A 19,574-nucleotide genomic window follows, 5' to 3' on the forward strand; every position below is an offset into this window, starting at 1 on the left:
GAACCGGCAGTCGTCACCGGCAGCGGCTATACTTATCGGCTTCCTTAGCTGCCCGTTGCCCCTTACCGGGCCATCTTCGTATGTCCATCGAACGCCTGCGCAATATCGCCATCGTCGCCCACGTCGACCACGGCAAGACCACCCTCGTCGACTGCCTGCTGAAGCAGTCCGGCACGTTCAACGAACGCACCGTGCTGGCCGAGCGCGTGATGGACAGCAACGACCAGGAAAAGGAACGTGGCATCACGATCCTGTCCAAGAACACCGCCATCACTTGGCAGGGCAACCGCATCAACATCGTCGACACCCCGGGCCACGCCGACTTCGGCGGCGAGGTCGAGCGCGTGCTGTCGATGGTCGACTCGGTGCTGATCCTGGTCGACGCGATGGACGGGCCGATGCCGCAGACGCGCTTCGTGACCCAGAAGGCGTTCGCGATGGGCTTCAAGCCGATCGTCGTGGTCAACAAGATCGACCGCCCGGGCGCGCGCCCGGACTGGGTGATCGACCAGGTGTTCGACCTGTTCGACAAGCTGGGCGCGACCAACGAGCAGCTCGACTTCCCGATCGTCTACGCCTCGGCGCTGCACGGCTACGCCAGCCTGGACGACTCCGCCCGCGACGGCGACATGACCCCGCTGTACGAGGCGATCATGAAGCACGTCGCCGCGCCGACCGTGGACCCGGACGGCCCGTTCCAGATGCGCATCAGCCAGCTGGACTACAACAACTTCGTCGGCCTGATCGGCGTCGGCCGCATCCAGCGCGGCAAGGTCCGCACCAACATGCCGGTCAGCGTGGTCGACCGCCATGGCAAGAAGCGCCAGGGCAAGGTGCTGCAGGTGCTCGGCTTCATGGGCCTGGAGCGCGTGGAAGTCGAAGAGGCCGAGGCCGGCGACATCATCGCGATCTCCGGCGTCCAGGACCTCAGCATCTCCGACACCGTCTGCGCGCTGGACACCCCGGAAGCGCTGGAAGCGCTGACCGTCGACGAGCCGACCATCTCGATGACCTTCCAGGTCAACAACTCGCCGTTCGCCGGCAACAAGGACCGCAGCGGCGGCAAGTTCATCACCAGCCGCCAGATCCGCGAGCGCCTGGAGCGCGAGACGCTGCACAACGTCGCGCTGAAGGTCGAGGAAGGTTCCGACCCGGACAAGTTCCTGGTCTCCGGCCGTGGCGAACTGCACCTTTCGGTGCTGATCGAGAACATGCGCCGCGAGGGTTTCGAACTGGCCGTGTCGCGTCCGGAGGTCATCATCAAGGAAGTCGACGGCAAGCTGATGGAGCCGGTCGAGCAGCTGGTGGTCGACATCGAGGAGCAGCACCAGGGCGGCGTCATGGAGAAGCTCGGCACCCGCAAGGCTGCGCTCAAGAACATGGAATCCGACGGCAAGGGCCGCGTGCGCCTGGATTACATGATCCCGGCGCGCGGCCTGATCGGCTTCCAGAACGAGTTCCGCACCCTGACCCAGGGCTCGGGCCTGTTGTTCCACGTGTTCGACCACTACGGCCCGAAGGAGCAGGGCGCGATCGCCAAGCGCATCAACGGCGTGATGATCGCGAACGCCGCCGGCGCCACCCCGGCCTACTCGCTTGGGCCGCTGCAGGAGCGCGGCAGGCTGTTTGCGGCCGAAGGCGACAACGTCTACGAGGGCCAGCTGATCGGCATCCACTCGAAGGACAACGACCTCACCGTCAACGCGATCAAGACCAAGCCGCTGACCAACATGCGCGCTTCGGGTAAGGACGATGCGATCCAGCTGAGCCCGGCGATCAAGTACACGCTGGAGCAGGCCCTGGACTTCATCGAGGACGACGAGCTGGTGGAAGTCACCCCGAAGGAGATTCGTCTGCGCAAGAAGTTCCTCACCGAAAGCGACCGCAAGCGCGCCTCGCGCGCCGCCTAAGCGGCCGGCCACCACCCACCCTCGCGCGTGGTGGCCGAGCCTGGCTAAAACCCGGATCCGCACGCGCATCCGGGGTTGCACGCCATCGCGATGATGGAAGCCGGCAAGGGCCTGCTCGCGCTGTTCGCGGCGAGCGGGCTGGAACTGCTGGGACCCGCGCCGCTGAAGCGCTGGCTGCATGAACTGATCGCCCGCTTCCAGGTCGACCCGACGACGGCGCGATCGCGACGCTCTCGCAGGCGCTCAACCCCGAGTCCGTCCACATCGCCGCCGCCGTGGTGCTGGCTTACGCGCTGCTGCGGCCGCTCCAGGCCTGGGGCCTGGGGCGCGACAAGGCGCGGGCGTCCTGGCTGGGCTTCCTGGGCTCGGCGGTCTCCCTGCCGTTCGACCTGTACGCACTCGCCGTCCGCCCGGGTTGGCCGGCCGTGACGGTGCTGGCGATCAACCTGCTGGTGGTGTGGGTGCTGGGGCGCGGCCTGATCAAGCGGCGCGCCTGACGTGGCCGCGCGACGCCTTTATGGCTGTCGCTACCGACGGCCGTAGCGGGCCGCCCCCATCGGCGCGGCCATCGGACTTCTACGGCGGCGCTGCGCGCCGACGCGACGCTACCGCCCGCGCGGCTCTCAGGCAGGCTTCGCGATCTGCGCCTGCTTGCGCACGATCAGCATCGCCACTTCCAGCGCCTGCTCGTAGTTCAAACGCGGATCGACCATGGTCGTGTACGCACGCTCCAAGTCGGTTTCGGTGAGTTCGCGCGCGCCGCCCAGACATTCGGTCACGTCCTCGCCGGTCAGCTCCAGGTGCACGCCGCCCAGGCGGGTGCCGGCCGCGGCGTGGGCATCGAAGGCCTGCTCCAGCTCGCTGCCGATGTTGCTGAAACGGCGAGTCTTGTAGCCGTTGCTGGTCGCCTCGGTGTTGCCGTGCATCGGGTCGCAGATCCACAGCACGCGACGGCCGTCGCGGCGCACCGCATCGAGCAGCGCCGGCAACTTGGCGGCGATGTGTGCCGCGCCCATGCGGTGGATGAAGGTCAGCCGGCCCGGGTCGTCCTCGGGGTTCAGCACGTCGATCGCGCGCAACAATTGCTCGGGCGTCACCGAGGGCCCGACCTTGACCGCGATCGGGTTGCGGATGCCGCGGAAGTACTCGACGTGGGCTCCGTCGATCGCGGCGGTGCGCATGCCGATCCACGGAAAATGCGTGCTGAGGTTGAACCAGCCCCAGTGGCGCGGCACCTGGCGCGTCATCGATTCCTCGTACGGCAGCAGCAAGGCCTCGTGCGAGGTGTAGAAGTCGACCCGGTTGAGGTTGTGCACTTCCGCGCCCGACAGCGTTTCCATGAAGCGCACGGCATCGCCGATCGCGTTGACCATGTGCCGGTACTCGTCGGCCAGCGGCGAATGCCCGACCCAGTTGAGGTTCCAGTACTCGGGGTGGTGCAAGTCGGCGAAGCCGCCATCGATCAGCGCGCGCACGAAGTTCATCGTCATCGCCGAGCGCGCATGCGCCTTGATCATGCGGCGTGGGTCGGGGTGGCGCGCCGCCGCGGTGAACTCCGGGGCATTGACCATGTCGCCGCGGTAGCTGGGCAGGGTGACGCCGTCCACGGTCTCGGTATCGGTCGAGCGCGGCTTGGCGTACTGGCCGGCGAAGCGGCCGACGCGCACCACCGGCTTGCGCAGCCCGTGCACCAGCACCAGGCTCATCTGCAGCAGCACCTTGAGCCGGTTGGAGATCACCTCCGATGAGCACTCGGCGAAATTCTCGGCGCAATCGCCGCCCTGCAACAGGAAGCGCTTGCCCTCCTGCGCCTCAGCCAACTGCTGCTTGAGCGCAAGGATCTCCCACGACGTCACCAGCGGCGGCAGCCCGCGCAGCTCCTGCAGCGCGGATGCCAACTCGCCGGCGTCCGGATACTGCGGCAGTTGCAGCGCGGGACGCTCGCGCCAGGACGTGGTGGTCCACTCGCGCGGCAGGTTGACAGGGTGCAGGCTGCGGTCGGGCGTATTCATTTTGCTTCCAGAAGGTGTCGGACGCCGCTTCGGCGCATCAACGGCGGAACGCGGCGATCGCCGCCCACGCCGCTAGCGCCACGAAGCACAGCAGGCTCCAGGTCGGCATCGACAGGCCCAGGAACGCCCAGTCGACGTTCGCGCACTCGCCCGAGCCGGTCATTACCTTACGGATCACGCCGCTGATCGGCATCGCATCGAGCATGTAGTCCAGCCCCGGGCCGCAGGCCGGCACCTGGTCGGGCGGCAGGTGCTGCAGGCGCACGTGATTGCCGGCCACCGCGATGCCGCCGAGCGACGCGAGCAACGCGAGCACGCCATAGGTGCGCCGGCCTTTCACCCCGTGCGGCGCGTGCAATCCACCCACCAGAAACACCAGGCCCAACGCGGCGAACGCAACGCGCTGGAAGATGCACAACGGGCATGGCTCCAGGCCCTCGTGCAGCTGCAGGTAGAACGCATAGCCAAGCAGGCCTGCGCAGGCGAAAAAGCCGAGCAGGAAGCGGGTGCGGAACGCATTGCGAAAGGCATCGGAAGTCATGGCACACACCTTACGGACTTGGCAGTTTCAAGCAAAGTGGCGCGAACGGTTTCCCAGCGTTCCGTGCGACGAACGAGGGTTGCCGCCGAGCCATTACCGCTACCGTCGCCACTAAAATGCGAAAGCCCCGACACCAGGCCGGGGCTTCTGCAAGGCTCGACCTACCACTGTCGAACGTCGTGTTGCTGGATCGAACCGCGGGCCGGATTACTCGGCGGCTTGCGGGCGATCGACCAGCTCGACATAGGCCATCGGCGCATTGTCGCCAGCGCGGAAACCGCACTTGAGGATGCGCAGGTAGCCGCCCGGACGCGCGGCGTAACGCGGGCCCAGTTCGACGAACAGCGTGCCGACGGCTTCCTTGTCGCGCAGGCGCGAAAACGCGAGGCGGCGGTTGGCCACTCCGTCGGTCTTGGCCAACGTGATCAGCGGCTCTGCGACACGGCGCAGTTCCTTGGCCTTCGGCAGCGTGGTACGGATCAAACCGCTCTTGATGAGGGACGCCGCCATGTTGGTGAACATCGCATCGCGATGGGCACTGGTGCGGTTGAACTTACGTCCGGATTTCTGGTGGCGCATGATTTTGATTCCTGATGAATGTTGGAACTGTTGGACGTCGTTGTCGCCGTCATGGCGCTGGAGCTGTGGACTGCGGATGGTCCGTACCGGGCTTCCCTGGCCGGCGGCCGCGCACCTTGGATGCGTCGGCGTGTGCTGCGGTAAAGCGACTTCGGTTTAGCAGCGACTTCGCTACATCAGCAGCGAAGTCACTGAAACAACATGGAGCAGAGGCGGAAGCCGCGGCTGTCGCCGCGTTTGCACCCCCGGCCCGGCGCAGCGCGCCGGGCGTAAACACAGGCCGCGCGGCATGCCGCGCAAGCGGCCCGTGTTTACCCCATCATGCCGTGCGAGGCGATGCCTGCGGGCGGCCAGTTCTCGAGCTTCATGCCGAGCGACAGGCCGCGCTGTGCCAGCACTTCCTTGATCTCGGTAAGCGACTTCTTGCCCAGGTTCGGGGTCTTGAGCAGCTCGACTTCGGTCTTCTGGATCAAGTCGCCGACGTAGTAGATGCTCTCGGCCTTGAGGCAGTTGGCCGAACGCACGGTCAGCTCGAGGTCGTCGATCGGGCGCAGCAGGATCGGGTCGACGCCGCTGGTGGCCGGCTTCGCCGCACCGCGGTCGCGGTGGGTGAAATCGCCGAACACCGACAGCTGGTCGGTGAGGATGTCGGCCGCGGTGCGGACGGCTTCCTCGGCATCGATCGTGCCGTTGGTCTCGATGTCCAGGACCAGCTTGTCGAGGTCGGTGCGCTGCTCCACGCGGGCCGATTCCACGGCATACGCGACGCGGCGGACCGGCGAGAAGCTGGCATCCAGCATCAGGCGACCGATGGTGCGGGTCTCCTCGTCCGGACGACGACGCGCAGCGGCCGGCTGGTAGCCGTAGCCACGCTCGATCTTCAGGCGCATGTTGATCGCGGTGTCCTTGGTCAGGTGCGCGATCACGTGCTCCGGATTCAGGATCTCGACGTTGTGGTCGAGCTTGATGTCAGCCGCGGTGATGACGCCCGGACCCTGCTTGGACAGCGACAGCGTGGTCGCTTCGCCGGTGTGCATGCGGATGGCGACATCCTTGAGGTTGAGCAGGACTTCCAGCACGTCCTCTTCCAACCCCTCGACCGTCGTGTACTCGTGAAGCACGCCATCGATCTCGACTTCGGTGATGGCGAAGCCCGGGATCGAGGACAGCAGCACGCGGCGCAGCGCATTGCCGAGCGTGTGGCCGTAGCCACGCTCCAGCGGTTCGATCACGACCTTGGCACGGTTGCCCGTAAGGCGTTCGATCTGGGGGCCGCGCGGACGCAGCACCTGGTTTGCGGTAACCGTCATGTTCTGGCGTCTCCTGGATTACTTCGAGTACAGCTCGACGATCAGCGCTTCGTTGATGTCGGCCGGGAGGTCGGCGCGGTCCGGAACCGCCTTGAACACACCAGCGAACTTCTTGCTGTCGACTTCAACCCACGATGGCGAGAGGTCCATCTGCGACGCCACGGTCAGGGATTCCTGCACGCGAAGCTGCTTCTGGGCACGCTCGGCCAACGCGATCGCGTCACCGGCCTTGACCTGGTAGGACGGCAGGTTGACGGACTTGCCGTTGACCGTGACGCCGCGGTGCGAGACCAGCTGGCGGGCGGCCGGACGGGTCACTGCGAAGCCCATGCGATAGACCACGTTGTCGAGACGGGTTTCGAGGAGCTGCAACAGGTTCTCGCCGGTGTTGCCCTTCTTGGTCGAGGCCTTCTTGTAGTAGTTGCGGAACTGGCGTTCCAGCAGCCCGTAGATACGCTTGACCTTCTGCTTCTCGCGAAGCTGGACCGCGTAGTCGGACAGCTTGCCCTTGCGGGCGGTGGGGCCGTGCTGGCCGGGTTTCTGCTCGAGCTTGCACTTGGAATCCAGTGCGCGCGAGGGCGACTTCAAGCCGAGGTCGGCGCCTTCGCGACGAGCGAGCTTACAGGTGGGACCGATATAACGAGCCATCTCTTCTCAGCTCCTCAGACGCGACGCTTTTTCGGCGGACGGCACCCGTTGTGCGGGATGGGCGTCACGTCGATGATGTTCATGATCTTGTAACCGACGTTGTTCAAGGAACGAACGGCGGATTCGCGACCGGGACCCGGACCCTTGATGCGCACTTCCAACGACTTGACGCCGTAGTCGAGCGCAGCACGGCCGGCCTTTTCAGCGGCAACCTGCGCGGCGAACGGGGTCGACTTGCGCGAGCCACGGAAACCGGCGCCGCCTGAAGTCGCCCACGAGAGCGCGTTGCCCTGGCGGTCGGTGATCGTGATGATGGTGTTGTTGAACGAAGCATGGACGTGCGCGATACCGTCGGTGACGATCCGCTTGATCTTCTTCTTCGTTTTTGCTGCTGCCGGCTTAGCCATGATTTATTCCTTACTTCCTGATGGCTTTGCGCGGACCCTTGCGGGTACGGGCATTGGTGCGGGTGCGCTGGCCACGCAGCGGCAGGCCGCGGCGATGACGCAGGCCGCGGTAGCAGCTGAGATCCATCAGGCGCTTGATCGCCATGCCGACTTCGCGGCGGAGGTCACCCTCGACCACAAACTTGCCGATCTCGGCGCGCAGGCGCTCGACTTCCGGCTCGGACAGGTCGCGGATCTTGGTCGTCGACGTCACGCCGGCCGACTCGCACACTTTCTTGGAACGGGTTCGGCCGATGCCGAAAATACTCTGAAGCCCAACCCAGACGTGCTTCTGGGCAGGCAAGTTGACGCCCGCAATACGCGCCATAACGCGATCTCCAACAGGTTTGACGGCCGGGGGATTAGGCCCGGCGCGAGTGAGTCACTCGAAAGTGAACTTGTAAGTTTAACAAGGTCTCGGGTTAATAGAAAGCCCTGCGGCGTCGAGACGCCACAGTGCTCCGGCATGGGGAGTGTGCCCATGCTCCGGCGACGAATCCTGGCTGGCCGAACAACGCGGTCACCCGCCCTGCCCGCCCCCGCGCGCTACTCTGGCGCGCGGAACGGCCTGGAATCACCCGCGCGCGAGACCGCCGCGCGAGCCGCCCTTCAAGTTCGCCTTCTTCAGCAGGCTCTCGTACTGATGCGACATCAGATGAGCCTGGATCTGGGCGATGAAATCCATGACCACCACGACCACGATCAGCAGCGAGGTGCCGCCGAAGTAGAACGAGATGCCCAGTTCCTTGCGCATGACCTCCGGCAGGAGGCACACGATCACCAGGTACGCGGCACCGGCCGCGGTCAAACGGGTCAGCACGCCGTCGACGTAGTCGGCGGTCGCCTTGCCCGGGCGGATGCCCGGGATCAGCGCGCCCGACTTCTTCAAGTTGTCGGCGGTTTCCTGCGAGTTGAACACCAGCGCGGTATAGAAGAACGCGAATCCGGCAATCAACGACGCGTACAGGATCATGTGCAGCGGCTCGCCCGGGTTCAGCCACTGGCTGACCTTGAGCAACCAAGAGGACGAGTTGCCTTGGGCAAACCAGGTCGCCGCGGTCGCCGGGAACATCACGATCGACGAAGCGAAGATCGGCGGGATCACGCCGGCCATATTGAGCTTGAGCGGCAGGAACGAGGACTGGTTCATGTACGCGCTGCGGCCGCCCTGGCGGCGCGCGTAGTTGACCGTGATCCGCCGTTGCCCGCGCTCGACGAACACCACCAGGTAGGTGAACCCGAGCACGATCGCCACCACCGCGAGCGCGGTCAGCGCGCCCATGTCGCCGTTGCGGATCTGCTCGAACATGCCGAACACGGCCGACGGCAATCCGGCGACGATGCCCGCGAAGATGATCAGCGAAACGCCGTTGCCGATGCCACGCTCGGTGACCTGCTCGCCCAGCCACATCAGGAACATGGTGCCGGCGGTCAGTGCGATTACCGCGGTCAGGACGAAGCCCGGACCCGGGTTGTAGACCACCGGGATGCCCTGGCTGGCGCCGCCGGCCTGCAGCGCGGTGGCGATGCCCCAGGCCTGGAACACCGCCAACGGGATCGCCGCCATGCGCGACCACTGATTGATCTTGCGCCGGCCCGACTCGCCTTCCTTCTGGAGGGCCTTCAGGCTCGGCACGATCTGCACCAGCAGCTGGAAGATGATCGAGGCCGAGATGTACGGCATCACGTTCAACGCCAGCAGGCTGAAGCGCTCGAGCGCACCACCGGAGAACATGTTGAACATGTCGACGATGGTGCCCTTCTGCGATTCCATCAACTGCAGCATCGCGGCGGGATTTACGCCCGGCACCGGGATGTAGCAACCGATGCGGTAGACCATCAGGGCGCCGACCACGAACAGCAGGCGCTGGCGGAGCTCGGTGAATTTACCGAGTCCGCCACCGAGGCCGGCTACCGCGTTATTCCCGCTGCGCGCCATCGGTCGCTTACTCCCCGACCTTGCCGCCGGCCGCTTCGATCGCGGCCTTGGCACCGGCCGTGGCCAGCAGGCCCTTGAGCACGAACTTCTTGGTCACGTCGCCCTTGACGACGAGCTTGGCCTGCTTGGCGTTGCTCGGCACCAGCTTGGCGGCGCGCAGCGCGGCGAAATCGATCTCGCCGGCCTCGAGCTTGTCCAGCTGGTACAGCATCACTTCGGCGGTGTCGTTCTTCAGCTTGGAGCGGAAGCCGACCTTCGGCAGGCGCATCTGCATCGGCATCTGGCCGCCTTCGAAGCCGGCCTTGATCTTGCCCTTGCCCGAACGCGCGAACGAACCCTTGTGGCCGCGGCCGCAGGTCTTGCCCAGGCCCGAACCGATGCCACGGCCGACGCGCTTGCGGTCTTCACGGGCGCCTTCGCCCGGCTTGAGTGTATTGAGACGCATGGTGTTCTCCTTAATCCTCGACCCGAACCAGGTAGTGGACCGTGTTGATCAGGCCGCGAACCTGCGGGCTATCCTTCAGCTCGCGCATGTCGTTGAGCTTGTTCAGGCCGAGCGCCTTGACCGACAGGCGGTGAACGGCACGGGTGCCGCGCAGGCCCTTGACCAGGCGCACCTTGACGGTGCCGCCGGCGACTGCTTCTTTCTTAGCCATGGGTCAGCTCCTCGAGCTTCTTGCCACGCTTGGCCGCGATCTTGGCCGGCGAGTGCATCTCGGACAGGCCACGCAGGGTGGCGCGAACCAGGTTGATCGGATTGCGCGAACCGACGGCCTTGGCCAGCACGTTCTTGACGCCGACCGCTTCCAACACGGCGCGCATCGCGCCACCGGCGATCACGCCGGTACCTTCGGAGGCGGGCTTCATGAACACGCGCGCCGCGCCGTGGCCAGACTTGACCTCGTGCCACAGCGTGCCGTTGTTCAGGTCGACGTTCTGCATCGCCTTGCGCGCGTACTCCATCGACTTCTGGATCGCGACCGGCACTTCGCGCGCCTTGCCGTAACCCATGCCGATCTTGCCGGCGCCGTCGCCCACCACCGTCAATGCGGTGAAGGTGAACTGGCGGCCGCCCTTGACGGTCTTGCTGACGCGGTTGACCGCGATCAGCTTCTCGATCATGCCGTCATCGACTTCTTCGCGGTTGTTGCGGTCGCGACCCCGTGGTGCTCGTTCGTCAGCCATTTTGATATTCCTGAGTGGAGGTATTTGCGGCTGGGCCGCTTATGGTTGTGATGTGGATCGGGTGGTTCACGACGGCGGAAACCCGTCGTCGTGCCCGGCGCCATCTGCGCCGGCAGGGTGAGTCAGGCAACGCCGCGCTGCCTTGGCGAACGCCCAGCCATGGATGGCCGGGCCGGACGACCCGAAGGTCGGCGATGTTACGCCAAGGACGGCTACCCTTTCTCGAAAACGGCGGGGCAGGACCCGCCCTACAACCAAATCAGAACTTCAGGCCGCCTTCGCGGGCCGCATCGGCGAGCGCCTTGATGCGGCCGTGGTAACGGTAACCCGAGCGGTCGAAGGCGACCTTCTCGATGCCCGCGGCCTTGGCCTTCTCGGCGATCGCGTGACCAACCTTGACGGCGGCCTCGGCGTTCTTGTGGCCCTTCAGGCCTTCCTTGACGTCGGCCTGCAGGGTCGAGGCCGCAGCCAGCACCTTGGAGCCATCGGCAGTGAAGACCTGCGCGTACAGGTGCTGACCGGTGCGCAGCACCGACAGGCGCGGCACGCCGAGCTCGCGGATATGGCAGCGGGTGGACTTGGCGCGACGCAGACGGGCGATATTCTTGTTCATAGTGTTCTCTCCAGAAGCCGAAAGCGCGCTTACGCTTTCTTCGCTTCTTTGCGGATGATGACTTCGCCGGCGTACTTCACACCCTTGCCCTTGTAGGGCTCGGGCGGACGGAAACCACGAATCTTGGCGGCGACTTCACCCACTTGCTGCTTGTCGTTGCCGCTGACCAGGATTTCCGTCTGGGTCGGCGTGGCGATGGTGATGCCTTCGGGGGTCTTGAACAGCACCGGGTGCGAGAAACCCAGCGACAGGTTCAGGTCCTTGCCCTGCATCGCGGCGCGGTAGCCGACGCCGACCAGCTCGAGCTTGCGCTCAAAGCCCTCGGACACGCCTTTGACCATGTTCGCGATGATGGCGCGCAGGGTGCCGGTCAACGGGATCAGCGCAGCGTCGCTGGTCGAAAGCAGCGCCTGGCCGTCTTCGATGGTGACCTCGATGGCAGCCGGCTTGGCGATCGACAGGGTGCCCTTGGGGCCCTTGACGCTCACATTCTCGGCCTGGATGTTCAACTCGACGCCCTTGCCCAGGGCGATCGGCTTCTTGGCAACTCGGGACATGTCAGTACTCCCTTAAGCCACGATGCACAGGACTTCACCGCCGACGCCCTGCTGGCGCGCCTGCGCATCGGTCATGATGCCTTTCGAGGTGGAGATGATGGAGATGCCGAGGCCATTGAGGACCTTGGGCAGTTCGTCCTTGCCGCGATACTGGCGAAGGCCCGAGCGCGAATAGCGCGAGAGCTTCTCGATCACCGGCTTGCCTTCGTAGTACTTCAGCGAGACTTCCAGCTCGGACTTGCCGCCACCGAGGTCAGTCACGCGCGAATCCAGGATGTAGCCCTCGGCCTTCAGCACGGCGGCGATCGCCACCTTGATCTTGGACGACGGCATCTTCACCGTGGGCTTGCGAACAGCGGCCGCATTCTTGATGCGGACCAGCATGTCGGCGATGGGATCAGTCATGCTCATTGTTTGTCACCTGTTAATGAGTGCACCGATATCCGCTTGATTGCGAATTCAGTAGAGACGCCGCGGACGGGCCGCGGCGCTTGGAACGTGTGGCAGCCGGCAAGTCTAGCAGACTTGCCCGTCGTGGTGACGGGTTACCAGCTGGCCTTGCGCAGGCCCGGCACGTCGCCGCGCATGGTGGCTTCGCGCAGCTTGTTGCGGCCGAGGCCGAACTTGGCGTACACGCCGCGCGAGCGACCGGTCAGGGCGCAACGGTTGCGCTGGCGGCACGGCGAGGAATCGCGCGGCAGCTTGGACAGCTTGATGACGGCGTCAGCCTTGTCCTCGTAGGAGGACTTGTCGCTGGCGATGATCGCCTTCAGCTCTTCGCGCTTGGTGGCGTACTTCTTCGCCAGCTTGGCCCGCTTGATATCGCGGTTCACCATTGAGGTCTTGGCCATGGGTGTGGTCCTCGAATATCAGTTGCGGAACGGGAAGCGGAACGCTTCCATCAGGGCACGGGCTTCGGCGTCGGTCTTCGCGGTCGTGGTGATCGCGATGTCCATGCCGCGCAGCGCGTCGACCTGGTCGTAATCGATTTCCGGGAAGATGATCTGTTCCTTGACGCCCATGTTGAAGTTGCCACGGCCATCGAACGACTTGCCCGAGACGCCGCGGAAGTCGCGCACGCGCGGCAGCGAGACGTTGATCAGGCGATCGAAGAACTCGAACATCTTGGCGCGACGCAAGGTCACCTTGCAGCCGATCGGCCAGCCGTCGCGGATCTTGAACGAGGCCACAGACACGCGGCTCTTGGTCACGATCGGCTTCTGGCCGGAGATCTTGGTCATGTCGGCGACGGCATTTTCCAGGATCTTCTTGTTGGTCGCCGCCTCGCCCACGCCCATGTTGAGCGTGATCTTGGTCAGACGCGGGACCTGCATCGGGTTCGTGTAACCGAACTTCTCGGTCAGCGCGGGAACGACTTCTTCTTTGTAGTACTTTTCAAGCCGGGTCATTTCAGCATTCCTTAGGCGTCGACCGCCTCACCGCTGGAGCGGAACACACGCAGTTTGCGTCCATCCTCCAGCACCTTGACACCAATGCGCTCGCCCTTGCCGGTGGCCGGGTTGAACAGCATCACGTTGGAAATGTGGATCGGCGCTTCGCGCTCGACCACGCCGCCCGGCTGGTTGGCCTGCGGGTTCGGCTTGGTGTGGCGCTTGATGATGTTGATGTTGGACACGACGACCTTGTCGCCTGCCACACGCACCACGTCACCCTTCTTGCCCTTGTCCTTGCCGGCGGTGACGATCACTTGGTCACCCTTCTTGATACGGTTCATGTCTGTTTCCTCCGCTCAGAGCACTTCAGGCGCGAGCGAGACGATCTTCATGAACTTCTCGGAACGCAGTTCACGGGTAACGGGCCCGAAGATGCGCGTGCCGATCGGCTCCTGCTTGTTGTTGAGCAACACCGCAGCGTTGCCATCGAAGCGGATCAGCGAACCGTCCGGACGACGCACACCCTTGCGGGTACGCACCACGACGGCGTCGTAGACGTCGCCCTTCTTGACCTTGCCACGCGGGATCGCGTCCTTGACGGTGACCTTGATGATGTCGCCAATGTGCGCGTAACGGCGCTTGGAGCCGCCGAGCACCTTGATGCACATCACTTCCTTGGCACCGGAATTGTCGGCCACGCTGAGGTAGCTTTGCATCTGGATCATGGGTCAGATCCTCTTATTCGGCCGAACGGGTGACAATTTCCACCACCCGCCAGTTCTTGGTCTTGGACATCGGAGCAATCTCGGTCACGCGGACCACGTCGCCTTCGTTGCACGAGTTGTCAGCGTCGTGGGCGTGCAGCTTGGTCGAGCGGCGGATGTACTTGCCGTACAACGCGTGCTTGACCTGGCGCTCGACGAGCACGGTGACGGTCTTGTCCATCTTGTTGCTGACGACCCGGCCTTCGACCGTGCGCAGCGCCTTCTCTGTATTGTTGTCGGTCATGACAGGTCCTTACTTCTGCTCGCCAGCTTGACGCTGGCTGAGCAGGGTGTTGACACGAGCGATCTCGCGCTTGACGCGGCGAGCCTCGTGGGTCTTGGCGAGCTGGCCGGTGGCCTTCTGCATGCGGAGGGCGAAGCTCTCCTTGTGCAGATCGGTCAGGTGGGCCTGCAGGGCCTCCGCCGACTTCTCACGCAGTTGCTTGAGTTCCATTAGCGCACCGTCCGGGTAACGAAAGTGGTGGTCACCGAGAGCTTGGCGGCGGCCAGGCGGAACGCTTCGCGCGCCACGTCCTCTGCCACGCCTTCGATCTCGTAGATCATGCGACCAGGCTGGATCTGCGCGACCCAGTACTCGACGTTGCCCTTACCGGAGCCCATGCGGACTTCGATCGGCTTTTTGGTGATCGGCTTGTCGGGGAACACGCGGATCCACATCTTGCCGCCACGCTTGACGTAACGGCTGATGGAACGACGCGCCGCCTCGATCTGGCGCGCGGTCAGCTGGCCGTGCGCGGTCGACTTCAGGCCGTACTCGCCGAAGCTGACGGCATTGCCGCTCCAGGCCAGGCCGTCATTGCGGCCTTTGTGTACCTTGCGGTACTTGGTTCGCTTGGGTTGCAACATGACGGGTTACCTCTGTTCGCGGGCCGGGCGGCCCGGACGGTCGTTGCGGTCACGTCGGTCGCCGCGGTCGTTACGATCACCACGGTCGCTGCGCGGCGAGTCGTCCTGCTTTTCCTGGCCGACCTGGGAGAAATCGAAGATCTCGCCCTTGTAGACCCACACCTTGATGCCGATGATGCCGTAGGTGGTCTTGGCTTCAGCGAAGCCGTAGTCGATGTCGGCACGCAGCGTGTGCAGCGGCACGCGGCCTTCGCGGTACCACTCCGAACGCGCGATCTCGGCGCCATTGAGGCGGCCGCCGACGTTGACCTTGATGCCCAGCGCGCCCAGGCGCATCGCGTTGCCCACGGCGCGCTTCATCGCACGACGGAACATGATGCGGCGCTCGAGCTGCTGCGCGATCGACTCGGACACCAGCTGCGCATCGAGCTCGGGCTTGCGCACTTCGGTCACGTTGATGTGCGCCGGGACGCCCATCAGGTCGCTGACCTCTTTACGCAGCTTGTCGATGTCCTCGCCACGCTTGCCGATCACCACGCCGGGACGGGCGGTGTGAATCGTCACACGGGCGTTGTTGGCCGGACGCTCGATGAAGATCTTGGAAATGCCGGCCTGCGCGAGCTTCTTGCGCAGCATCTCGCGGACCTTGAGGTCGGCGATCAGGTACTCGGCGTACTGCTTCTTGCCGGCGAACCACTTGGAGTTCCAGTCCTTGGAGATGCCAAGGCGGATTCCGGTCGGATGTACTTTATGACCCATTGTCTGATTCCGCCCTTACTTGCCCGCGCCCACAACCACAGTGATGTGGCTGGTGCGCTTGAGGATGCGGGTGCCGCGGCCCTTCGCTCGCGCCATGAAGCGCTTCAGCGAGGGACCCTCGTCCACCATGATGGTCGTGACCTTGAGCTCGTCGACGTCAGCGCCCTGGTTGTTCTCGGCATTGGCAATCGCGGACTCCACGACCTTGCGGATCACGGACGCGGCTTTCTTGTCCGAGAACTTGAGCAGGTTCACGGCGCGTTCGGCAGACAGGCCGCGCACCTGGTCGGCGACCAGGCGGGCCTTCTGGGCGGAGATGCGCGCGCTGCGCAGGATGGCTTTCGCTTCCATGGTCATCTCCTTAGCGTCCCGACTTCTTGTCGCCGCCGTGACCCTTGAAGGTACGGGTCATGGCGAACTCGCCGAGCTTGTGGCCAACCATGTTCTCGTTGACCAGCACCGGGATGTGGTTCTTGCCGTTGTGGATGGCGATGGTGAAACCCACCATCTCCGGCAGCACCATCGAGCGACGCGACCAGGTCTTGATCGGCTTCTTGTTGTTGCCCGCGGTCTCCACCTTCTTGAGCAGGTGATGGTCGACGAACGGACCTTTCTTGAGTGAACGTGGCATGGCCGATTAGCTCCTGCGATCGCGAACGATGAACTGCTGCGTACGCTTGTTCTTACGCGTCTTGTAACCCTTGGTCGGCACGCCCCACGGCGTGACCGGATGCGGGTTGCCCTGGCCAGCCTTGGCCTCACCACCGCCGTGCGGATGGTCGACCGGGTTCATGGCCGCGCCGCGGACGGTCGGCTTGACGCCGCGCCACCGCTTCGCACCGGCCTTGCCCAGCTTCTCGAGGCTGTGCTCGTCGTTGCCGACTTCGCCGATCGTGGCGCAGCACTCGACCGGCACCTTGCGCATTTCGCCGGAGCGAAGACGCAGCGTGGCGTAACCCTGCTCGCGAGCGACCAGCTGCACGCCGGCACCGGCGGCACGGGCGATCTGCGCGCCCTTGCCCGGCTTCATCTCGATGCAATGCACCGTCGAACCGACCGGGATGTTGGTCAGCGGCAGCGTGTTGCCGACGCGGATCGGGGCGTCACGGCCGGCGATCACCTGGTCGCCATCCTTCAGGCCCTTGGGCGCGATGATGTAACGACGCTCGCCATCGACGTAGCACAGCAGCGCGATGTGCGCGGTGCGGTTGGGATCGTATTCGATCCGCTCCACGCGCGCCGGGATACCGACCTTGTCGCGCTTGAAGTCGATGATGCGGTAATGCTGCTTGTGGCCACCGCCGATGTGACGGGTGGTGATGCGGCCGTGGTGGTTGCGGCCACCGGTCTTGCTCTTGGGCTCGAGCAACGCCGCGTGCGACGCGCCCTTGTGCAGGCCCGGCGTGACCACGCGGACCATCGAACGACGGCCGGGCGAGGTGGGTTTGAAAGTCATCAATGCCATGGGTCTGTCCTCAGGCCTTGGCCATCACGTCGATCGACTGGCCAGCGGCCAGCTTCACGTATGCCTTGCGCCAGTCGGCGCGACGGCCCATGCGGAGCTTGAAGGCCTTGGTCTTGCCCTTCACGTTCAGCACGTTGACCGCCTCGACCTTGACGTCGAACAGCTTTTCCACGGCGACCTTGATGTCGGCCTTGGTAGCAGTCGTCGCGACTTCGAAGACATATTGGTTGGAAACTTCCTGCAGGCGCGCGGTCTTCTCGGACACGCGCGGCGCACGGATGATGCTGTAGAGCTTGGCGTCGTTCATGCCAGCCACTCCTCGATCTTCTTGACCGCGTCGGCAGTGAACACGATCGAGTCGGCGCCAACCAGCGCGACCGGATCGAGGCCCTGCACGTCACGGACTTCCACGTAGGGAAGGTTGCGCGCCGCGAGATACAGGTTCTCGGTGGCGTCCTCGGTGACCAGCAACGGCCGGCGACCGACCTTCAGGTCCTTGAGCTTGGCGATCATGCCCGAGGTCTTCGGCGAGTCGACTTCCAGCGTCTCGACGACCTGGATACGGCCCTGACGGTTGAGCTCGGACAGGATCGCGGCGATCGCGGCGCGGTACATCTTGCGGTTGACCTTCTGCGCGAAGCTGCGCGGCTTGGCCGCGAACGTCACGCCGCCGCCGACGAAGATCGGGGCCGTCAGCGCGCCATGACGCGCACCGCCGCCCTTCTGCTTCTTCGACTTCTTGGTCGTGCCGTTCACTTCCGAACGCGTCTTCTGCGCCTTGGTGCCGGAGCGGCCCGCGTTGCGGTAGGCAACGACCACCTGGTGGACCAGGTCTTCGCTGAATTCGCGGCCGAAGATCGCGTCGGAGACCGACAACGTCTTGCTGCTATTGGTGATGGCGAGTTCCATCGTCATCTCTCCTTAAACCTTGCTCGACGGACGGACGATCACGTCGCCGCCCGGAGCACCTGGCACCGCACCCTTGATCGCGATCAGGCCACGCTCGGCGTCGACCTTGACCACTTCCAGGCGCTGCGTGCTCTGCTGGACCGCACCCATGTGACCGGACATCTTCTTGCCCGGAAACACGCGGCCCGGCGTCTGGCGCTGGCCGATGGAGCCCGGCGAGCGATGCGACAGCGAGTTACCGTGGGTGGCGTCGCCCATCTTGAAGTTCCAGCGCTTGATCGTGCCCTGGAAGCCCTTGCCCTTGGTGATGCCCTGGACGTCGACGATCTGGCCAACCTCGAAGATGTCGGCCTTGATCTCGCCGCCGATCTCGAAGTCGCCGATCTTGTCGTCGGCCACGCGCAGCTCCCACATGCCACGACCGGCTTCTACCTTCGCCTTGGCGAGGTGTCCGGCTTCGGGCTTGTTGACGAGCGCCGCGCGGCGCACGCCGACCGTCACCTGCACGGCGCTGTAGCCGTCGGTGTCGGTGGTCTTGATCTGGGTAATGCGGTTCGGGGTCGCCTCGATCAGGGTCACCGGAACCGACTTGCCGTCTTCAGTGAAGAAGCGGCTCATGCCGGCCTTGCGACCGACGATGCCCAACGAATATTTCTTCGCGGTCATGGTAGCGGCCTCAGGTCAGCTTGATCTGGACGTCGACGCCCGCCGCGAGTTCGAGCTTCATGAGCGCGTCCACGGTCTTGTCGTTGGGGTCGATGATGTCGAGCACGCGCTTGTGCGTGCGGGTCTCGTACTGGTCACGCGCGTCCTTGTCGACGTGCGGGGAAACGAGGATGGTGAAACGCTCGATCTTGGTCGGCAGCGGGATCGGGCCACGCACTTGCGCGCCGGTCCGCTTCGCTGTCTCGACGATCTCGCTGGCCGAGCGGTCGATCAAACGATGATCGTACGCCTTGAGCCGAATTCGGATCTTCTGGTCCGCCATTGCGGTAGTTCCTTCGTTAAAGAGCGACAGGACGGCTTCTGGGTGCGCCGGCCCCACGAAAAATTGCAAACACTCCAGGGCAACACCCGCGCCCCGGAGCTTCCGTGCTTGGAAAAGCTAAGGCGGCCCGGTCACCCGGCCCGCCCAGAAGGAATAAAACGCACGAAGGGCTCCATCTAGCGTTCTTTGGAAGCCGTGAACCTATTAGGTTCGGGGCCCAGAACGTATGGAGCGCTGCCGTGCGACATGTCCCTGTCTGGCGAATACGAGGGGCGTCCTGCTCCTCATTTCGCTGTTCGCGCCGCCCTGAATTGGACAAGAGTGGCACGGTGGTCGCGCATTCTACATGCATCATTGCAAAGAGTGCAAGCACCCTGCCTGACGCGGTGACTGCGTGGCTGGAAGGACGACTGGTCAGCCCCCATGAGTGAGAGACAGAACCGAGCCCAACCCAGTTGCGACGGCGGGGGCGCCACGCTTCCCCGTCCGTTACCAACAATAGCCAAGCCGCTGAATCCCCGCTTTCGCGGGGATGGCGATTTGGCAGAACCGTGGCCGCTACGCGGCCACGGGCCAAAGCGTCACTTGAGGATCTTGGCCACCACGCCGGCGCCGACGGTGCGGCCGCCTTCGCGGATCGCGAAGCGCAGGCCTTCGTCCATCGCCACCGGGTTGATCAGCGTGACCA

The 19,574-nt window shown here is 64.6% G+C and carries 31 protein-coding genes and 1 pseudogene; 2 read left to right on the forward strand and 30 right to left on the reverse strand.

All coding sequences use genetic code 11. The annotated features are described in order from the left end of the window. Nucleotides 1-80 precede the first annotated feature (80 nt). Nucleotides 81-1,910 (forward strand): translational GTPase TypA, encoded by a 1,830-nt coding sequence (gene typA, locus ACFQZQ_RS00090; protein WP_386810657.1) that lies wholly within the window; start codon nt 81-83, stop codon nt 1,908-1,910. A gap of 90 nt (nt 1,911-2,000) precedes the next feature. Beyond that, nucleotides 2,001-2,407 (forward strand): annotated as a pseudogene (locus tag ACFQZQ_RS00095) (DUF2127 domain-containing protein). Nucleotides 2,408-2,533: 126 nt separating this feature from the next. On the opposite strand, the gene ACFQZQ_RS00100 reads toward ACFQZQ_RS00095, so the two are convergent. From ACFQZQ_RS00100 to ACFQZQ_RS00245, 30 genes are all read right to left on the reverse strand, one after another. Beyond that, a complete protein-coding gene (locus ACFQZQ_RS00100; protein ID WP_386810658.1) occupies nt 2,534-3,922 on the reverse strand; it encodes a class II 3-deoxy-7-phosphoheptulonate synthase in 1,389 nt (462 codons plus the stop codon). Between the two features lie 37 nt (nt 3,923-3,959). Then, nucleotides 3,960-4,463 carry a disulfide bond formation protein B gene (locus ACFQZQ_RS00105; protein WP_386810659.1) on the reverse strand — a complete coding sequence of 168 codons (504 nt, stop codon included), beginning with the start codon at nt 4,461-4,463 and terminating at the stop codon, nt 3,960-3,962. Between the two features lie 207 nt (nt 4,464-4,670). Then, nucleotides 4,671-5,042 (reverse strand): 50S ribosomal protein L17, encoded by a 372-nt coding sequence (gene rplQ, locus ACFQZQ_RS00110; RefSeq protein WP_386810660.1) that lies wholly within the window; start codon nt 5,040-5,042, stop codon nt 4,671-4,673. 311 nt (nt 5,043-5,353) lie between these two features. Continuing rightward, nucleotides 5,354-6,352, reverse strand: a complete 999-nt coding sequence (locus ACFQZQ_RS00115; RefSeq protein ID WP_386810661.1) for a DNA-directed RNA polymerase subunit alpha — start codon at nt 6,350-6,352, stop codon at nt 5,354-5,356. A gap of 18 nt (nt 6,353-6,370) precedes the next feature. Beyond that, the gene (gene rpsD, locus ACFQZQ_RS00120; protein ID WP_386810662.1) at nt 6,371-7,000 is read right to left on the reverse strand and encodes a 30S ribosomal protein S4; all 630 of its coding nucleotides are present in this window, start codon (nt 6,998-7,000) and stop codon (nt 6,371-6,373) included. Nucleotides 7,001-7,014: 14 nt separating this feature from the next. Next, nucleotides 7,015-7,407, reverse strand: coding sequence for a 30S ribosomal protein S11 (gene rpsK, locus ACFQZQ_RS00125; protein ID WP_386810663.1), 393 nt, complete (start codon nt 7,405-7,407; stop codon nt 7,015-7,017). A 10-nt stretch (nt 7,408-7,417) separates the two neighbouring features. Further along, nucleotides 7,418-7,774, reverse strand: a complete 357-nt coding sequence (gene rpsM, locus ACFQZQ_RS00130; RefSeq protein WP_386810664.1) for a 30S ribosomal protein S13 — start codon at nt 7,772-7,774, stop codon at nt 7,418-7,420. A 246-nt stretch (nt 7,775-8,020) separates the two neighbouring features. Further along, nucleotides 8,021-9,385: a preprotein translocase subunit SecY gene (gene secY / locus ACFQZQ_RS00135; RefSeq protein ID WP_386810665.1), complete on the reverse strand. Its 1,365-nt coding sequence runs from the start codon at nt 9,383-9,385 to the stop codon at nt 8,021-8,023. A 7-nt stretch (nt 9,386-9,392) separates the two neighbouring features. Next, nucleotides 9,393-9,830 carry a 50S ribosomal protein L15 gene (rplO, locus tag ACFQZQ_RS00140; protein ID WP_386810666.1) on the reverse strand — a complete coding sequence of 146 codons (438 nt, stop codon included), beginning with the start codon at nt 9,828-9,830 and terminating at the stop codon, nt 9,393-9,395. A 10-nt stretch (nt 9,831-9,840) separates the two neighbouring features. Further along, a complete protein-coding gene (rpmD, locus tag ACFQZQ_RS00145) occupies nt 9,841-10,041 on the reverse strand; it encodes a 50S ribosomal protein L30 (RefSeq protein ID WP_386810667.1) in 201 nt (66 codons plus the stop codon). After that, the gene (gene rpsE, locus ACFQZQ_RS00150; RefSeq protein ID WP_386810668.1) at nt 10,034-10,570 is read right to left on the reverse strand and encodes a 30S ribosomal protein S5; all 537 of its coding nucleotides are present in this window, start codon (nt 10,568-10,570) and stop codon (nt 10,034-10,036) included. The genes rpmD and rpsE overlap by 8 nt, the downstream gene beginning before the upstream one ends. A 259-nt stretch (nt 10,571-10,829) precedes the next feature. Continuing rightward, nucleotides 10,830-11,183 carry a 50S ribosomal protein L18 gene (gene rplR, locus ACFQZQ_RS00155; RefSeq protein WP_386810669.1) on the reverse strand — a complete coding sequence of 118 codons (354 nt, stop codon included), beginning with the start codon at nt 11,181-11,183 and terminating at the stop codon, nt 10,830-10,832. A gap of 29 nt (nt 11,184-11,212) precedes the next feature. Beyond that, entirely contained in the window at nt 11,213-11,740 is a 528-nt protein-coding gene (gene rplF, locus ACFQZQ_RS00160) for a 50S ribosomal protein L6 (protein WP_386810670.1), read from the reverse strand. A 12-nt stretch (nt 11,741-11,752) separates the two neighbouring features. Further along, nucleotides 11,753-12,151, reverse strand: a complete 399-nt coding sequence (rpsH, locus tag ACFQZQ_RS00165; RefSeq protein WP_386810671.1) for a 30S ribosomal protein S8 — start codon at nt 12,149-12,151, stop codon at nt 11,753-11,755. 134 nt (nt 12,152-12,285) lie between these two features. Then, complete coding sequence (rpsN, locus tag ACFQZQ_RS00170; protein WP_386810672.1) at nt 12,286-12,591, reverse strand: 30S ribosomal protein S14; 306 nt, start codon at nt 12,589-12,591, stop codon at nt 12,286-12,288. An 18-nt stretch (nt 12,592-12,609) separates the two neighbouring features. Next, on the reverse strand, nt 12,610-13,149 hold the full coding sequence (gene rplE, locus ACFQZQ_RS00175; RefSeq protein WP_386810673.1) for a 50S ribosomal protein L5: 540 nt from the start codon (nt 13,147-13,149) through the stop codon (nt 12,610-12,612). Between the two features lie 11 nt (nt 13,150-13,160). Beyond that, nucleotides 13,161-13,475: a 50S ribosomal protein L24 gene (rplX, locus tag ACFQZQ_RS00180; RefSeq protein ID WP_386810674.1), complete on the reverse strand. Its 315-nt coding sequence runs from the start codon at nt 13,473-13,475 to the stop codon at nt 13,161-13,163. Between the two features lie 15 nt (nt 13,476-13,490). Next, nucleotides 13,491-13,859, reverse strand: a complete 369-nt coding sequence (rplN, locus tag ACFQZQ_RS00185; protein ID WP_386810675.1) for a 50S ribosomal protein L14 — start codon at nt 13,857-13,859, stop codon at nt 13,491-13,493. 13 nt (nt 13,860-13,872) lie between these two features. Further along, nucleotides 13,873-14,142 carry a 30S ribosomal protein S17 gene (gene rpsQ, locus ACFQZQ_RS00190; RefSeq protein ID WP_386810676.1) on the reverse strand — a complete coding sequence of 90 codons (270 nt, stop codon included), beginning with the start codon at nt 14,140-14,142 and terminating at the stop codon, nt 13,873-13,875. 9 nt (nt 14,143-14,151) lie between these two features. Then, complete coding sequence (rpmC, locus tag ACFQZQ_RS00195) at nt 14,152-14,352, reverse strand: 50S ribosomal protein L29 (RefSeq protein ID WP_386810677.1); 201 nt, start codon at nt 14,350-14,352, stop codon at nt 14,152-14,154. Then, nucleotides 14,352-14,765 carry a 50S ribosomal protein L16 gene (gene rplP / locus ACFQZQ_RS00200; protein ID WP_386810678.1) on the reverse strand — a complete coding sequence of 138 codons (414 nt, stop codon included), beginning with the start codon at nt 14,763-14,765 and terminating at the stop codon, nt 14,352-14,354. Before rplP ends, rpmC begins: the two co-directional genes overlap by 1 nt. Before the next feature lie 6 nt (nt 14,766-14,771). After that, nucleotides 14,772-15,524: a 30S ribosomal protein S3 gene (gene rpsC, locus ACFQZQ_RS00205; RefSeq protein ID WP_386810679.1), complete on the reverse strand. Its 753-nt coding sequence runs from the start codon at nt 15,522-15,524 to the stop codon at nt 14,772-14,774. A 15-nt stretch (nt 15,525-15,539) separates the two neighbouring features. Beyond that, nucleotides 15,540-15,875 carry a 50S ribosomal protein L22 gene (gene rplV / locus ACFQZQ_RS00210; protein WP_386810680.1) on the reverse strand — a complete coding sequence of 112 codons (336 nt, stop codon included), beginning with the start codon at nt 15,873-15,875 and terminating at the stop codon, nt 15,540-15,542. Nucleotides 15,876-15,885: 10 nt separating this feature from the next. Then, a complete protein-coding gene (rpsS, locus tag ACFQZQ_RS00215; RefSeq protein WP_386810681.1) occupies nt 15,886-16,155 on the reverse strand; it encodes a 30S ribosomal protein S19 in 270 nt (89 codons plus the stop codon). A 6-nt stretch (nt 16,156-16,161) separates the two neighbouring features. Further along, complete coding sequence (gene rplB, locus ACFQZQ_RS00220; RefSeq protein ID WP_386810682.1) at nt 16,162-16,989, reverse strand: 50S ribosomal protein L2; 828 nt, start codon at nt 16,987-16,989, stop codon at nt 16,162-16,164. Between the two features lie 10 nt (nt 16,990-16,999). Then, nucleotides 17,000-17,296 carry a 50S ribosomal protein L23 gene (gene rplW, locus ACFQZQ_RS00225; RefSeq protein WP_386810683.1) on the reverse strand — a complete coding sequence of 99 codons (297 nt, stop codon included), beginning with the start codon at nt 17,294-17,296 and terminating at the stop codon, nt 17,000-17,002. Continuing rightward, nucleotides 17,293-17,898, reverse strand: a complete 606-nt coding sequence (gene rplD / locus ACFQZQ_RS00230) for a 50S ribosomal protein L4 (RefSeq protein ID WP_386810684.1) — start codon at nt 17,896-17,898, stop codon at nt 17,293-17,295. Before rplD ends, rplW begins: the two co-directional genes overlap by 4 nt. A 12-nt stretch (nt 17,899-17,910) precedes the next feature. After that, nucleotides 17,911-18,564: a 50S ribosomal protein L3 gene (gene rplC / locus ACFQZQ_RS00235; RefSeq protein ID WP_386810685.1), complete on the reverse strand. Its 654-nt coding sequence runs from the start codon at nt 18,562-18,564 to the stop codon at nt 17,911-17,913. 10 nt (nt 18,565-18,574) lie between these two features. Further along, nucleotides 18,575-18,886: a 30S ribosomal protein S10 gene (gene rpsJ, locus ACFQZQ_RS00240; RefSeq protein ID WP_386810686.1), complete on the reverse strand. Its 312-nt coding sequence runs from the start codon at nt 18,884-18,886 to the stop codon at nt 18,575-18,577. Nucleotides 18,887-19,467: 581 nt separating this feature from the next. Next, nucleotides 19,468-19,574: EF-Tu C-terminal domain-related protein (locus ACFQZQ_RS00245; RefSeq protein ID WP_449284324.1), on the reverse strand; the 107-nt coding region annotated here is incomplete at its 5' end.

It is taken from the genome of Lysobacter koreensis, from assembly GCF_042677045.1.
Classification (GTDB): domain Bacteria; phylum Pseudomonadota; class Gammaproteobacteria; order Xanthomonadales; family Xanthomonadaceae; genus Lysobacter_K; species Lysobacter_K koreensis.